This window comes from Elusimicrobium simillimum (assembly GCF_049639735.1).
GTDB lineage: Bacteria > Elusimicrobiota > Elusimicrobia > Elusimicrobiales > Elusimicrobiaceae > Elusimicrobium > Elusimicrobium simillimum.
On the sequence record NZ_JBEVVA010000003.1, the window covers coordinates 1,139,594 to 1,155,010 of the forward strand.

Genomic DNA, 15,417 nt, shown 5'->3' on the forward strand with positions numbered 1-15,417 from the left:
ATAGCAACTACAATCGGGGGATTACCCGGCGGAAGTTATTCCGCCGGGGTTTTTATTAAATTACTTCTCTCTTGCTTGATGAAAAGTGAGCAAAGCCTTACTAGCGTATCAAGTGCTCTCCCTCTCCCTTGTTGGATGGGAGAGGGTCGGGGTGAGGGTGAATATGAGTGTTTTGTCTACTTAAAAAACTTTTGTTTAAATCTACAGCACATATTTTATGATATTGGTTGGTGATTCCAACTTAAACATTATCCCCATAAAACACTCATATTCACCCTCACCCTGCTCACTGCGTTCGCTTCCCTCTCCCATCCAACAAGGGAGAGGGATAATCTTATTGATACGCTCGCAAGGCTTTGCTCACTTTTCAACAAACAATGGAGAGGTATTATATTTTACAAAACTCAAATATTCAATTTTTTATAAAATAGCCCCCGCACAGTAATTATGCAGGGGGCTATAAAATAAGTTGTCTTATTTCCTATTTAGCTTGCTCAATAGCAACGGCTACAGCTACAGACGCGCCTACCATAGGGTTATTACCCATACCGATAAGGCCCATCATTTCCACGTGCGCCGGCACTGAGGACGAACCCGCAAACTGCGCGTCGCCATGCATGCGGCCCATGGTGTCTGTCATACCGTAAGAAGCGGGACCCGCGGCCATATTGTCGGGGTGAAGCGTTCTGCCTGTACCGCCGCCGGAGGCTACTGAGAAATACTTCTTGCCGTTTTCACCGGCCCACTTTTTGTAGGTGCCGGCAACGGGGTGCTGGAAGCGTGTAGGATTGGTAGAGTTACCTGTGATGGAAACGTCTACATTTTCATGCCTCATAATAGCAACGCCTTCGCTCACATCGTCCGCGCCGTAGCATTTTACTTTGGCTTTGTCGCCGTTAGAAAACGGTGTTTCTTTTACAATGTTAAGCTTGCCTGAACCGTACTCATATTCCGTTTCAACATGTGTAAAACCGTTGATGCGGGAAATGATGTAAGCGGCGTCTTTGCCAAGACCGTTTAAAATAACTTTTAAAGGTTCTTTTCTGACTTTGTTGGCTGTTCTGGCAATACCGATGGCGCCCTCTGCGGCGGCAAAGGATTCGTGGCCCGCTAAAAAGCAGAAACATTTTGTCTGCTCTCTCAGTAACATGGCGGCTAAATTGCCGTGGCCAATGCCTACTAAGCGCTGGTCAGCTACTGAACCGGGTATACAAAAAGCCTGTAAGCCGATGCCGATAGCTTCGGCGGCTTCAGCGGCGTTTGTTAAACCTTTTTTAATAGCGATAGCTGCGCCAAGTGTATAGGCCCAAACGGCGTTATCAAAAGCTATAGGCTGTATGCCTTTGACAATGGCGTCAACGTCAATGCCTTTGCCGTCGCAAACTTTTTTTGCGTCTTCCAAATCTGTCATGCCGTATTCTTTAAGGCAGGCATTTATTTGGTTGATTCTTCTTTCATAACCTTCAAATCTAATCATATCTATGCTCTCCTTAAATTATTGGTGCCTGGGGTCAATTTTGGCTGCGGCTTCGTCAAATCTGCCGTAGGTGCTTATATTTTTTTCATAAGCGGTTTTAGGGTCTGTGCCTTTTTTAATGGCGTCCATCATTTTGCCAAGGTGCACAAATTTGTAGCCGATAACTTCGCCGCCCTCTTTGTCTAAACCAAGCTCAAGAATATAGCCCTCGGCCATTTCAAGGTAGCGTACGCCTTTGTCTTTGGTGCCGTACATGGTGCCGACCTGTGAGCGTAAACCTTTGCCTAAGTCTTCCAGGCCCGCGCCTATGGGTAAGCCGTTTTCTGAGAAAGCGGTTTGTGTTCTGCCGTATACTATCTGCAAGAAAAGCTCTCTCATGGCTGTATTAATAGCGTCGCACACTAAGTCTGTGTTAAGAGCTTCTAAAATAGTTTTGCCTGTAATAACTTCGGCGGCCATGGCGGCGGAGTGCGTCATACCGCTGCAGCCTAAGGTTTCTATTAAGGCCTCTTCAATTACGCCGTTTTTAACGTTTAAAGTTAATTTGCACGCGCCCTGTTGGGGTGCGCACCAGCCCACACCGTGGGTAAGACCGCTGATATCGGTTACTTGTGTGGCTTTTACCCATTTACCTTCTTCAGGTATGGGCGCCGGGCCGTGTTTGGGGCCGCGGGCTACACTACACATTTGCTGTACTTCATGTGAACATTCATACTGACATTTTTTTGTGTCACAGCTCATATTGTCTCCTCTAAGTTAAATATAAAAACTAAAACAAAGCATAAAAATAAGGCGGACGTGCGCCTTAAAAAGTTAGTTTAGCTATATGCTTATTTTATAAAATTTAGAGGAGTTTGTAATAATCTCCCTTTACAAAAGGGAGAAATAATAGTGTTAACCTTTAAGGTGTTTTACTCTGGCGCCGTATTTTTCCGCCAATACCTCGTTACCATCGTCACCGCCGGCGTTTGAGCTGGAATATACAGGTGTTTTAATGCCTTTAGCCAACAGTAACTCTACCGCCCTAAAATAAACAGCGTTTATTATAGCCGCCCCTGTTATTGTGGAAAGCGGCCCTACTTTCTTGCCGTCGTATAACTCTATATTCGCCTCGTCTTTACCCGCCAGATTATCTATAACAATATCAGCGTAATCAGCCAACTTCTTGCCGCTTGAATGGCGGGAGGGGGACGCTTTTTGCGCCCCATACGCAGTTATAACAATAACTTTAAGCCCGCGCTTTTTAGCGTAAATAGCGGTGTCTATCCCGGCAGGGTTACGGCCGGAGTTGGAGATTATAATAATGCAGTCCTGCGGGCGCATATCGTGCGAGGCAAGTATAGGTAAAACATAGCCCTCTTGCCGCTCAATCATAGTGCCAGCCTCCGCCCCGTGCTGGAACATCAACGCCGGGTCCAAAATCGCGCTTATTTGCACCGGCGCGCCGCTGCGGTGAAAGCCCTCCAGCGCAACACTGCCGCTGTGCCCCGCGCCAAATGTGTGCACTATGCCATCGTGTTCAATAGTATTGGCCACTATAGCGGCGGACTCATCTATATTGGCGTCTTTATCCAAAGCTTGTAGAAGTTTAACGGCTTCCTGCAAATATTTGTTTTTCATACTTTCATTTTAACAATAATAAAATAAAAAAACATATTAAAGAATGAGAGAAAAGACTACTTGTAGGGGCGGACCTTGTGTCCGCCCTTTATAATGGCATACAAATAAAAAAGGCCCCTTTCGGGGCCCTTAGTTTAATATTATTTACGGTCTGATTTTATCCATCATTCTGGCAAACGGGATAGTCTCGCGCACGTGGTGCAGGCCGCATATCCAGCGTACCATTCTCTCCACGCCCATACCAAAACCGCTGTGCGGCACGCTGCCGTATTTGCGCAGGTCAAGGTACCAGTCCATAGATTCGGGCTCAATACCCTGGTCTTTCATGCGCTGTACGAGGGCATCGTAATCATCTTCACGCTCACTGCCGCCTATAATCTCACCGGCGCCCTCCGGGCCTATAACGTCCATAGCCAGTACAACCTTGGGGTTGTTTGGATCGCGCTTCATATAAAAAGCTTTAATGTCGGCCGGATAGCGGTGTATGATAACAGGGCGGTCGTAATGGTTGGAAATTAAAGTTTCCTCGTCGCCGCCTATGTCGCCGCCCCAGTCTGTGGGGTTGCCAAGGTCATTTAACAGTTTTATAGCGTCTGTATAATCTAAACGGGGGAAAGGTTTTTTAACCGCTTCAAGCTTGCTGATATCCCTGTCTAAAGCTTCCAGTTCTTCACGTCTGTTTTTGAGCACACGCTCCACTATGTAAACTATAAAGTCTTCAGCCAGTTCCATATTGTCGTTTAAAGTGTTAAAAGCTACTTCAGGCTCAACCATCCAAAATTCTGTCAAATGGCGGCGGGTTTTAGATTTTTCCGCCCTAAAGGTTGGGCCAAAGCAATATACTTTGCCAAGTGCCATGGCCGAAGCCTCGGCGTATAACTGGCCGCTTTGGCTGAGGTAGGCTTTCTCGTCAAAATAATCTGTTTCAAAAAGTGTGCTTCTGCCTTCGCAGGCGGCGGGAGTAAGGATAGGGGAATCAACCAGCGTAAAATCACGCTCTCTAAAAAAATCTCTTATGGCGTTGATAATCTCATCACGCACTTTAAGTATGGCTACCTGGCGGTTAGAGCGCAGCCAGAGGTGGCGGTTTTGCATAAGAAAAGCGTCGCCGTGTTCTTTGGGGGTAATAGGGTAATCTACTGATTTACCTATAACGGCCAAATCTTTCACGTCAAGTTCAAAACCCAGTTTAGAGCGTTTATCTTCTTTAACGGTGCCGGTAACGGAGATCGAGGTTTCCTGCGTTAAATTAGAGGCGAGTTCAAAAACTTCAGGCGTTACATTACCCTTAAAAACAACACATTGTATAATGCCGCTGCCGTCACGCAGTTGCAAAAAGTGCAGTTTTCCGCTGCTGCGCATATTGTAAAGCCAACCCTTTAAAATTACTTCTTTGCCAAGGTAGTTGCCAATCTTATTTATATAAACTCTTTCGCTCATAATAATTCCTTTTACTAAAGTATTATTTCATTTTATCAAATAAATACTGTACTGTGTAGACGGCATAAATGATATAATATAAGAAATTATGAAGAAAACTATGTTAACAATATTAGCGGTGTTTGCGGCCGCTAATATTATTTTTGCGCAAAATTGCCCGTATACTTATGAACAATTTATAAATAATGTATACGTTTGTGATCAGACGGAAGACATAAAAACCTGTGCCGCGCTTGCCACACAATGCCCTGATATACGTAACAACAAAAACCAAAGCGCCGCAATGCGCATAGCCTACTTTGCCCGCCCGGCCACATTAAAAGCTATGTTTGAAGCTGGCCTGGAACTGCCTTTAAAATATAAAACAGAAAAAGAGTATGTAGACAACTCTTCCCGCTTTATCTGTGATATGGTAAAAAATTATCACAAAGGGACATTGTCTTTAGAAAAATTTAAAATACTTTATAAAAAAGCTAAACAGAAATATGAGTCTTATTTTTGCACTAACGATGATGCCGCCATACACTTTAGCCCGTTGGAACTGGCAATGATACTAGGCCATAAAGAACTGGCGCATTATATGCAAAGCACTTCAAGCATGCCGGACTACTACGCCTTGGCTGACTTTAAAGCGCCGCAAGGCATTTTTGAAACGGAAGAAAAAACGCGCTGGCTTGCTTACCTGCAAGACCCTAAATATATTAGATTTATAGATAAAAATTTTGACTACAGTATTTTAATGCCTTTTGACACTGAAGTGCTTGTAGTGGGGGAATACCATTACGGCCAATACTATAAAGAAGTCACCCGCATAGCAAAAAGCCTGCAGTGTAAGGGGGGGCTGACGCACTTTGCCTCTGAGTTTTTACTGGAAATGCAAGAAGAGGATATTGCCAAATTTAAAGAAACCGGCAACGACTGCTACCTTAATATAGAAGAAGATTACACAACCGGCCGCGATGATGTTAACCGTTATTGTTTAAACGCTTTATTTTGCGATATTAACATACTTCCGCTTGAGCGCAACAAAGACCTGCTGGGTAGAGATTATAAAGACAGCAAAGCCGCTAAAAAGAAATTGCGTGACCTGCAAACAAAAAAAGCACCTGAAACAGAAATTATAGCCTTTGACCAAAGGCTTGACAGAAGCAATGTTACCACAAGAAATTTTAGCTGGACAGAGCTTATAACCAAAACATTAAAAACGGCAAATAAGCCAAGAATGCTGGCCTATATGGGAAAAGGGCACAGCCACTTTAATATACCGGAAGATTTTAACGTAGGCCCGCTGCTGATAAAAGAAGGAGTAAAAGCCAAAAGCGTTTCTATAGTAGGGGAACATTTTGCCATGGCGCCGGACTCACTGTACTTTAGACATTTCGGCTTGGAAAATAAACACTTTGTATTTTTTGTCCCGAAAGAATTTAGAGAAATGACGGGCACAGATTATTTTATACATTTACCCACCAACGGCAAACAGGAAAAGAAACTTAAAAAATATATTGAAGAATATTCCACGACTTATGATTATTAGATAATCACAAAATAAAAAATCCCCGGCATTTAAACACTGCCGGGGATTTTTGTTTTATACTAATTTAAATATTGCTATTTGCTTCGCACGCCTTGGCAAGGCCTTTTTTACAGGCTTTCTTATACAGCTTTTTAGCGCCGGCCGCGTCGCCGTTGCCCTCTTTAATAAGGCCCGCGTTGTAGCAGCCGCTTTTCTCGCTTTTGGAACACGCCATTAGGAAGTATTCCTGCGCTTGGGCGGTATTTTCCTGCTCTAAAGCTATGAAGGCCGCCTGGTTGCAGGCGTTAGCCGCGCCTTTGGCGCAGGCGTCACCGTAAACTCTTTTAGCGTCCTCTATATTACCCGCTTTTACGGCGTTTTGGGCGGAGCACATATAACCGGTGTTTTCAACTTTCACAGTTTTAGCGCAAGCGGCGGCAAACAAAACACACATAGACAAAATAATAACTTTTTTCATAAATCCTCCGTTAGTAACCAGCTTAGTGATATGGTAGTAAATTTTTGCGCGGCAAATAAATATATTTTTGTTTTACTTCTAAGAATTTTTAAGAATCAATTTTTAATATTTGGTATAATATTTATGTTGAATTTGATTTTAGGGCGTGTAGCTCAGTTGATAGAGCGCCTCGTTCGCAACGAGGAGGTCGTGGGTTTGATTCCCATCACGTCCATAATATAAAAGGCATCCCGTTAAGGGGTGCTTTTTTTATTATGGAATCTTGTTCATTTTATAAATTTACATCCGCAAAATAAAACCCAAGCGTTAAAATGTTAACGCTTGGGTTTTATTTTAAATTTTTATTTGTTTATTTGCCGCTTTTAGCGCACCAGCCTGCGTCACAATGATATCCGTCGCATGTGCACTGCACTTCACCTTTTTCAACGGCGGGTGGTTCTATGGCAGGGTAAGCAACCATTGTAACAGCATCTATTTTTGGCAAAACCATTAAACAACCTGTTTTGTCTGAACAGTCTTTACCATTGCAAGATTTACCATGATGTATACCAGGTCCATACTCAACGGCAGGCGGTTCTATGGCGGGGTAAGAAACTGTAACGTCAGCCTCTATTTTAGGCTTAATCATAAAGCAGCCGTGTGAGGAGCAATCTTTGCCGTCACAATTCTTTGCATGGTAAATGCCGGGTTCTATAATATCTTCGCCAGACTGCGCGGGCACTGCGATAAAATTGCCCTTTTCGTCGCCTTGTTTAATATAAATACCTGGGCGGACTTTGCTTGTGCGCACAACATAAGAACTAATATTTTCATTAGATGTCATGTTTGTATCCCCTTCTAAACAAAGGCAGGAGTGCGGGTCACGGGTATAATGGGGGTTGGCCTCCAGGCCAATCATAGCGCAAAACCTTTCGCCTGCGGGAGCCTCTTTTTCTTCAGCCTTTTTGGCTGCCATTTCTTTTTCATAGGCTTGTTTAAAGTGCGCCTGGGCTTCTTCAAATGTGGCAAACTCTAATGCCATGGCTGAGGCATTCTTGTACGCTTTTTTTGCGTTCTGCGCGTTTGCTGTCACAGCTACGGCGCAAATAAGGGCTAACAATAATATTTTTTTCATTTTAGTTCCTCTCTGTTAAGTTACTTAATTAAATTATAGCATTAACGTCATAAAAAACATGGGTCAAAAGACCTATTTTTGATATAGGCCCTATAATAGCGCCAGTACGCCAATCTCCGTTACTTCAACACTGTCTTCTTTCATTTTTTCATCTATTTGCTCTTTGGTAAGACAGGGGGCTTCTTGGGTTATGTCGCCTTTATAAAATTGGTTTACCAACAGTTTTTGCTCTGTGCAATACACAGCCAAAAGTGAAACTGCCTCATTGTGCATAACGGCGGAACCTGTTTGCGCGGCGGAAAGCATAAAATTGTTGATAATATCAAGCTGCCGTTCTTTAGGTAAAGTTTTAAAATCAACAGGCTCAGGGTCCTGTTCTTGGGGGCGGGAATATCGGCGCTTTGCGCCGCCTTAACTTTAGCGTCAAAAACCGCCTGCAAATCCTGCGTTGTGCCCGCGCTAAGCGTGGCGGACAATAATACGGCAAATAATATAAAAAGTTTTTTCATATAAATATCCTCTACAAGATTTTATAGAAACACAATACAAAAAACCAGGGCCTAAAGACCTATATTTTAAATAGGTCCTTAGACCGTCTGGGGGGAACAGTAATAATCTTATTATCTGCCGCTGTTAATACTGCGTATGCTTGCGCCTGTTACTTTGCCGGCGTTGCCGTCCGGGCCGCCATTACCTTTTGAGGGGGCTGAAGCATTGTTTTTATTGCCGCGCCCAGAACCTTTGTTATTAGCTTGTCCGGCGGCAGCTTTATCGCCCTTGTTATTATTGCCGCCTATATGTCCGTTATTTTGTTTTTTATTGTTATTATTGCCATAAAAAGAGGCTTTTTGAGGTTCTTTCTTATTATTGTTTTTACCATGGTTTACATTTTTATTACCGTTTATATTCGTATGGTATTTACCATGGTTAGACTTAGAAGACGCTATTATAACAGGTTGCTTAACCTTTTCCTTCACTATAACTGTTTCAGTATGGTAGGAGGGCTGGTCAAATATATAAACGCTGTCATAACTGCGGGCGGTATACCCGCCGGTTGTGGCGCAAGCGCCTAAACATAAGGTTGATAACATAAGTATTAATACTTTTTTCATAAACGGCCTCCTTTACTGCAAAATCTACTGCTTATAGTGCTAAAACGCAGCGGAGGTATATTTTATTGCAAAATTCTACCAACCGGTAGGTAAAATATTCTAAAGGCCGCAATAGATAAATTGTTAAGCGGCGGCGGGCGGAGACCAGCTCCGCCCCTACAGTTATATTTTTATCCAAGATATTAGCATTAATACTTCTTAGTACAAAAAAATACCCCGCCATATGGCGGGGTATTTATACTAAACTATTTTGCTTACTTAGGCTTGCGGTGTTTCTTCTTTTTTAACGTCGCATGCAAGTGTGGCAAGCTGCGTGTAAACACTGCGTCTCCAGTCATACTCGGCGGAGGCTAACTTGGCAAGCTTTGCGGCCAGCTCAGGGTTTGCCTTAGCGAGTGATTTGAATCTGTTTTCGCCGTTCATAAAGTCTTCTACTTTAATTGTAGGTGCGGGGGAGTCAATCTTAAGCGGATTGATGCCCTGCGCTTTAAGAGCGGGGTTGAAGCGGTAAAGTACCCAGCGGCCGCTTTGCACTGCTTTTTTGGCTTCGTTCATGCCTTTGCTCATATCGATACCGTGAGCGATACAGTGCGCGTACGCTATTACTATAGCCGGGCCGTCGTGGGCTTCAGCTTCCGCCAGGGCCTGTACAGCCTGGTTCATATTGGCGCCCATGGCGATTTGCGCGACATAGATATTGCCGTATGTCATGGAAATCATACCAAGGTCTTTCTTAGGCGTTGTTTTACCGCCCGCGGCAAATAATGCCGTAGCGCCCATAGGGGTAGCTTTTGACATTTGGCCGCCGGTGTTGGAGTAGACTTCTGTGTCCATGACTAAAACTTTAACGTTTTTGCCGCTGGCAAGCACGTGGTCTAAACCGCCATAACCAATGTCATACGCCCAGCCGTCGCCGCCTAAAATCCAAACAGATTTTTTGACTAAGTAGTCTGCAATGGTAATAAGTCTGGCGCAATGTTCGCATTTCTGGGCAGCTAAAACTTCTTTAAGTTTAGCTACTCTGGCTCTCTGCGCGTCAACTTCCTGTGTTGTGGCCTGCGTTGCGCCAAGTATTTCCTGGGCTAACGGGGCTACTTCTTTAACATTGGCAGCTACATCTTTAAGTAAGGCTTTGGCATCAGAGTTAAGCTGGTCATAAGCAAGTCTTATGCCTAAACCGAATTCAGCGTTATCCTCAAACAGTGAGTTAGCCCATGCCGGGCCTTTGCCGTCTTCACGTTTGCAGTAAGGCGTGGTGGGCAGGTTGCCGCCGTAAATGGAGGAACAGCCCGTGGCGTTGGCTATGGCGATATGATCGCCGTGAAGCTGTGTTAAAAGCTTAACGTACGGTGTTTCGCCGCAGCCCGCGCAAGCGCCGGAGAATTCAAACAACGGCTGTTGCAGCTGCGAGCCTTTAATGCTTTCTTTTTTGGTTTTGACATCAGCTGATTTAAGACCTAAGAAGAAAGCGAAGTTGTCAATCTCTGTGTCTCTAAGCGGCATCTGGTGCGTCATGTTGATGGCTTTGAGTTCCGGGTTGGCTTTGTTCTTGGCAGGGCAGTTAAATACGCAAGCGCCGCAGCCTGTGCAGTCTTCTACTGCTACCTGTACGGTTACTTTGTTGCCCGCGAGGTCAGCTTTACCGTCCGCTGATTTAAATGTTTTGGGGGCGTTAGCCAGTTGGTCGGCGCTGTACGCTTTCATTCTGATAGCGGCGTGAGGGCAAACCATGGAGCAGATACCGCACTGAATACATGTCTCAGTGTCCCATGACGGGCACATAATGGCGATATTGCGTTTTTCATACTGGGTTGTGGCTGTGGGGAATACGCCGCCCTTAGGCATGGCTGAAGTGGGCAGGGCGTCACCGCGGAAAGCGATCATTTCGCCAAGCACTTCTTTAACCATTTTGGGGGCCGTGGCCGGCACAGCGGGTTTAACGTGAAGTTTAGATGAAACTTCAGAAGGATATTTAACCTCATGCAAACCTGCTATGGCTGAATCAACAGCGGAGTAGTTTTTCTGTACGATTTCTTCGCCCTTTTTGGAGTAGGTTTTTTTGATAGCGTCTTTAATAGCTTCTATAGCTTTGCTTGTTTCAATAACGTCTGAAATAGCGAAGAACGCCGTTTGCATGATGGTGTTTGTTCTGGCGCCCATACCTGTTTTGAGGGCGATTTCTGAAGCGTCTATTGAGTAAAACTTAAGTTTTTTATCAATAATCTGCTGCTGTACTTCGGCCGGGATATTGTCCCAAACCTGGTCAGCCGGGTAGGGGGCGTTAAGCAGGAATGTCGCGCCTGTTTTGGCTTTGCTGAGCACGTCGTACTTTTCTAAGAAAGAGAACATGTGCACGGCAATAAAGTCAGCCTGTTCTATTAAATAAGGGGCTTTAATAATACTCTTACCAAAGCGGATGTGTGATGTTGTCATGGAGCCGGCTTTCTTGGAGTCGTACACAAAGTAGCCTTGGGCGTAGTTATCAGTTTTTTCGCTGATAATTTTCATGGTGTTTTTGTTAGCGCCTACGGTACCGTCTGAGCCTAAACCGTAGAACATAGCGCCAAATGTATTGCCCGCGCCAAGTGAGTCACACTGTATTGTGCCGGGTAAGGCTGAGCCTGTCATATCGTCATCAATACCTACCACAAAGTTTGTTTTAGGTTTGGCTGAGTCAAGGTTATCAAAAACAGCTTTTACCATGCCGGGCGTAAATTCCTTAGAACCTAAACCATAGCGGCCACCAACGATGAGGGGGGTTACGGGGAAAGCTTTGCGGCCTTCTTCTGTTAAGAAAGCGGAGCAAACGTCCTGGAATAAAGGTTCGCCCAGTGAACCGGGTTCTTTTGTTCTGTCCATAACGGCAATTTTTTTGATTGTTTTGGGAATTGCGTTTACAAAGTCAGCAATGCTGAAAGGTCTGAAAAGTCTAATTTTAAGTACGCCTACTTTGGAACCTTTTAAGCATTCAACAGCTGTTTCGGCCACGTCAGCGCCGCTGGCCATAATGACAACCAGTTTGTCAGCGTCAGCGTCGCCTACGTATTCAAAAAGGCCGTAGTTGCGGCCCGTAAGTTTGCCAAATTTGTCCATATATTTTTTGACAATAGCGGGCACTGCGTCGTAATATTTGTTAACGGCTTCTCTGCCCTGGAAGTAAACGTCTGGGTTTTGGGCTGTGCCGCGGATTGTCGGTTTTTCAGGGTCCATGGCTCTGGTTCTGTGTTTGGCGACAAGTTCTGCGTCTAACATGGATGTCATTTGCTCTTTGGTAAGAGGATCAACCATGTTAAGCTCATGTGATGTTCTAAAACCGTCAAAGAAGTGGAGGAACGGAACTTCCGCTTCAAAGGTGGAGGCGGCGGAAATCATAGCGAAGTCCATAGCTTCCTGCGGGTTAGCGCTGGAAAGCATGGCCCAGCCTGTCTGGCGTACTGCCATAACGTCTGAATGATCGCCGAAGATTGATAAAGCGTGTGTGGCTATAGCGCGGGCTGATACGTGAAATACCGTGGGAGTAAGTTCACCGGCTATTTTGAACATGTTAGGAATCATGAGCAGCAAACCCTGTGAAGCGGTAAAGGTTGTGGTTAAAGCACCGGCCGCTAAAGCGCCGTGCACCGCGCCGGCAGCGCCGCCTTCTGACTGCAACTCGCTCACTATGGGTGTGTTACCCCAAATGTTTGTTTCGCCTTTTGCTGATTTTGCGTCGCATATTTCGCCCATGTTTGAAGATGGTGTGATAGGATAAATGGCGATAACTTCGTTTGTAGCATGCGCTACGTGCGCTACCGCGCTGTTACCGTCCATTGCAACTAATTTTGCCATATAATGACTCTCCTTGTTAGGCGGCTGGCCGCCCCAATAAATAAAAACTGCTATTGAGTATTACCACATGTTTACTATTTTGAATTTGAACAACAAAAATTGACCGCATATGATATACATTTAAGACCCATATATTTTATAACTTTGGAACTGCGAAAGCAAATATTAGGAAACCCTAACTTTTACGAGAGAAAAAGCCTTTAAAAATACGCGCAAAAAAATTGGCAAAAACAATATAAAAAAACCCCGCGCAAACCAGCACGGGACTTAACTATTTATAAAATATTATCTGCCTGTTTTAGCGCCTGAGGAGCTGAATTTATTATTTCTGCTGTTAAAATTAATTTGCTTCTTTTTTTCTTGCAGTTCTTTAGAGTACTGCCGCTGCGTGGCGGGGGAGGAGAGCACGGCATGGGTATTATCTAAAATTTCCACAAGCACGTCAGCAAGCGCGGCGTCTTTGGAAATATCGTCAAGCACTTTATCATCCGCGTCTAAAATAAGGGAAACGTTATTTTTAATTCTGTTTACCGCCCCGGCGTTTTCAGAAGCAAACGCTGCACTCATAACCATTATGGCCACGCCAAGCAAAGCGTACCTTTTTAAAACGCTTCTGGCGCCGCTGTTAAGATACCTGGACTCTCTTTTAAGCAGATTTCCTACTTTTTCATATTCTTTAGTGCCAAACGCCGCTCTTACCTTGCCCATAGATTTTAACAGTGACACGCGCATATTTTTATCTACCGTGCTTGCCATAATTTCTTCTCTAAGACGCAGAAGCTTGCGGCCGCCTAAGTTAGACTCTATTTCAATATACATACTCTCTTTGGCGGCGATAAAAGACTGAACATTGTTCTCGTAAAGAATATGGTTACGTAAATTATTTAAATACGTGTCGTAAACCTGCCGCAATGTGCGTCCGCCGCCCATATCGCCTGCAAGATTTTTAAACTCCCGGGGGTTTTCTTTAACAAGTTTTTCAAGCAGTTTTCTGTTTTCATTAATTTCGTAGCCTTCCAAATGCAGAAGCATGTCTTTATAGCTGAACGTTTGGTCATGCAGGTAGCGGGCAAACTGCTCCGCCAGCTTTTTGTCGCCGTTGGCCTTTGCATAGCGCGAGACATCTTGGGCAAGAGTATTTTTGGCCCTGGTATTTTTTAAACTGTGATCTTTTTTACGCAGCTCATTAAGGTTGCTTTCAAGTGTTATATAACCGCTAAAAAACCCCATAGAAGTAAGAGTTAAAATATCACCGTCCAGCATGTCTTTCAAATTTATACCTTTTTTAGCTAAAGCGGCGCTGTCTGCCCGCAACGCCTCCACAGATTTTTTAAGGGGGCTGCCTGCGGACTGCGCATAAGCAAAGTTATTAGCAAGTAAAACCGCGCTAAGAGTTAAAGATATAATTTTGTTAAGATTGTTCATTGCAAGCTCTCATTTAAAGTTCTTAATAAAATTGTAGGAACTATATACGTGTGCCGCCAGGGCCTTTGGACCCATATACACTATAGGCCTAAAGGCTACCCGCAGTAATACAAAAGAGCTATATATAAAAATAAAACATCCTCCCGTTTTGTTATGGGGAGGATGTTTTGTAAAACCAAAAACAGCGGTTTATCTTCCTGTTTTAACGCCGTATGAAGTGTGTTTGGCGTTATTGGGCGTGCTAAACTTAATCTTTTTAGCCTTAGCGTTATACTTATCGGCAAACTCTTCCTGCGTTTCTTGGTCAGCCATAGATAAGGCGTGGAAAGTATTCAGCGCTTCTTTTAGGGGGGCGGCCAGATCCGGGTTAGCTTCTATAGCGTTAAGCGTTTCTTGGTCGGCCTCGGTTAAAAGATCAATATTTTCAAATATTTTAGCAATCTTTTCGTTCTGGGCGCCGTTAGCGGCTAAAGAGTCGGTAAACAACATAAACGCGCCAAATAATAAAGAACCTTTTAAAAACCTTACCGCGCCTGGCGTCATGCGGTTAATTTTGAATGCCTCTTTATTAAATGTAGCGGTAAACTTAGCATAATTACCAGTTAAGGCGGCTTTTCTAATATTTAGCAAGTGGGCCTGCACAACGTTCCTTTCCAAAATATTTGAATGCGCTAGTACAACTTCTTCCCAGATACGCGCGGGGGCCACACCGTGGCTTTCCATTTTAGAGTAAATGGCCTCTTGCTTAAAAATCATATTTTTGGGAGGCCTTTTTTGTAAGTTTACAAGAGCGTCACGCAGCGGGTTTAACTCTTTGGCTAAAGCGGGGTTTTGGCGTATAGCGTGCTCCACTAATTCCATATTACGCTTAAGCTCGTTACCAATAGCAAGTTTTTTTAACTCGCTTAAATTATTTATGGTGAAAGACTGGTAATACCCGGCCCTTACAGGGTCATAGGAAACACGGCTGTTGGGGTTCATGCGCAGAGACTCCAAACCCCATTGGCGAATAATATTGTTAACTTTAACGCCGTAATCATATAATGTCTGATTATAGTTTCTTACGTAAGTAGGGCGTGTGCTTTCATAATGGAAAGTATTTTTTAGTTTTTTTCTAAGTAATGTCCTTTCATTAACATTCTCGACAATTATATCCTCAGTGACCCTGTTTATAGCAAGCATCGCCAGCACCGCCAGCAAAAACGCCACGTCTTCGCCGCCTATATCTATATCCGGCATACGCATTTTATCTTCTTTATAACGCTCCGCGTACGCTGTCATATGAACGGGCTCGCCCTGTACATTGTACTTGCCAAAGCCTTTACCCGCCGGTTTTTGCGCGTAAACAAAGGTATTGCTTAATAGAACGACGCTTAAAACAGCGGATATTATTTTATATAAATTATTCAT

13 protein-coding genes and 1 tRNA gene are annotated in these 15,417 nt (G+C 44.1%); 2 read left to right on the top strand and 12 right to left on the bottom strand.

Going from position 1 to position 15,417, the window contains the following annotated elements; all coding sequences use genetic code 11:
* Window positions 1–481: 481 nt before the first annotated feature.
* The 4 genes from AAIR98_RS06135 to asnS form a co-directional block, all read right to left on the bottom strand.
* A complete protein-coding gene (locus AAIR98_RS06135) occupies window positions 482–1,477 on the bottom strand; it encodes a GGGtGRT protein (protein WP_423971315.1) in 996 nt (331 codons plus the stop codon).
* 18 nt (window positions 1,478–1,495) lie between these two features.
* Window positions 1,496–2,218, bottom strand: coding sequence for an iron-sulfur cluster assembly scaffold protein (locus AAIR98_RS06140; RefSeq protein WP_423971316.1), 723 nt, complete (start codon window positions 2,216–2,218; stop codon window positions 1,496–1,498).
* 153 nt (window positions 2,219–2,371) lie between these two features.
* A complete protein-coding gene (locus AAIR98_RS06145; RefSeq protein WP_423971317.1) occupies window positions 2,372–3,097 on the bottom strand; it encodes a sugar isomerase domain-containing protein in 726 nt (241 codons plus the stop codon).
* A gap of 144 nt (window positions 3,098–3,241) precedes the next feature.
* Entirely contained in the window at window positions 3,242–4,537 is a 1,296-nt protein-coding gene (gene asnS, locus AAIR98_RS06150; RefSeq protein WP_423971318.1) for an asparagine--tRNA ligase, read from the bottom strand.
* A gap of 88 nt (window positions 4,538–4,625) precedes the next feature.
* On the opposite strand from asnS, the gene AAIR98_RS06155 reads away from it, so the two are divergent.
* Complete coding sequence (locus AAIR98_RS06155) at window positions 4,626–6,071, top strand: hypothetical protein (protein ID WP_423971319.1); 1,446 nt, start codon at window positions 4,626–4,628, stop codon at window positions 6,069–6,071.
* A gap of 64 nt (window positions 6,072–6,135) precedes the next feature.
* On the opposite strand, the gene AAIR98_RS06160 is transcribed toward AAIR98_RS06155, so the two are convergent.
* Entirely contained in the window at window positions 6,136–6,528 is a 393-nt protein-coding gene (locus tag AAIR98_RS06160; protein ID WP_423971320.1) for a hypothetical protein, read from the bottom strand.
* Window positions 6,529–6,669: 141 nt separating this feature from the next.
* Here AAIR98_RS06160 and AAIR98_RS06165 point away from each other — a divergent pair.
* Window positions 6,670–6,742 (top strand) — tRNA-Ala (locus AAIR98_RS06165).
* A 135-nt stretch (window positions 6,743–6,877) separates the two neighbouring features.
* Here AAIR98_RS06165 and AAIR98_RS06170 read toward each other — a convergent pair.
* From AAIR98_RS06170 to AAIR98_RS06200, 7 genes are all read right to left on the bottom strand, one after another.
* Window positions 6,878–7,642 carry a hypothetical protein gene (locus AAIR98_RS06170; protein WP_423971321.1) on the bottom strand — a complete coding sequence of 255 codons (765 nt, stop codon included), beginning with the start codon at window positions 7,640–7,642 and terminating at the stop codon, window positions 6,878–6,880.
* Between the two features lie 90 nt (window positions 7,643–7,732).
* Complete coding sequence (locus tag AAIR98_RS06175) at window positions 7,733–7,861, bottom strand: hypothetical protein (protein ID WP_423971322.1); 129 nt, start codon at window positions 7,859–7,861, stop codon at window positions 7,733–7,735.
* Complete coding sequence (locus AAIR98_RS06180) at window positions 7,855–8,151, bottom strand: hypothetical protein (protein ID WP_423971323.1); 297 nt, start codon at window positions 8,149–8,151, stop codon at window positions 7,855–7,857. Before AAIR98_RS06180 ends, AAIR98_RS06175 begins: the two co-directional genes overlap by 7 nt.
* A gap of 111 nt (window positions 8,152–8,262) precedes the next feature.
* Window positions 8,263–8,754: a hypothetical protein gene (locus tag AAIR98_RS06185; RefSeq protein WP_423971324.1), complete on the bottom strand. Its 492-nt coding sequence runs from the start codon at window positions 8,752–8,754 to the stop codon at window positions 8,263–8,265.
* Window positions 8,755–9,012: 258 nt separating this feature from the next.
* Complete coding sequence (nifJ, locus tag AAIR98_RS06190; protein ID WP_423971325.1) at window positions 9,013–12,582, bottom strand: pyruvate:ferredoxin (flavodoxin) oxidoreductase; 3,570 nt, start codon at window positions 12,580–12,582, stop codon at window positions 9,013–9,015.
* Between the two features lie 285 nt (window positions 12,583–12,867).
* Window positions 12,868–14,007 carry a hypothetical protein gene (locus tag AAIR98_RS06195; protein ID WP_423971326.1) on the bottom strand — a complete coding sequence of 380 codons (1,140 nt, stop codon included), beginning with the start codon at window positions 14,005–14,007 and terminating at the stop codon, window positions 12,868–12,870.
* A 189-nt stretch (window positions 14,008–14,196) separates the two neighbouring features.
* Entirely contained in the window at window positions 14,197–15,417 is a 1,221-nt protein-coding gene (locus AAIR98_RS06200) for a hypothetical protein (protein ID WP_423971327.1), read from the bottom strand.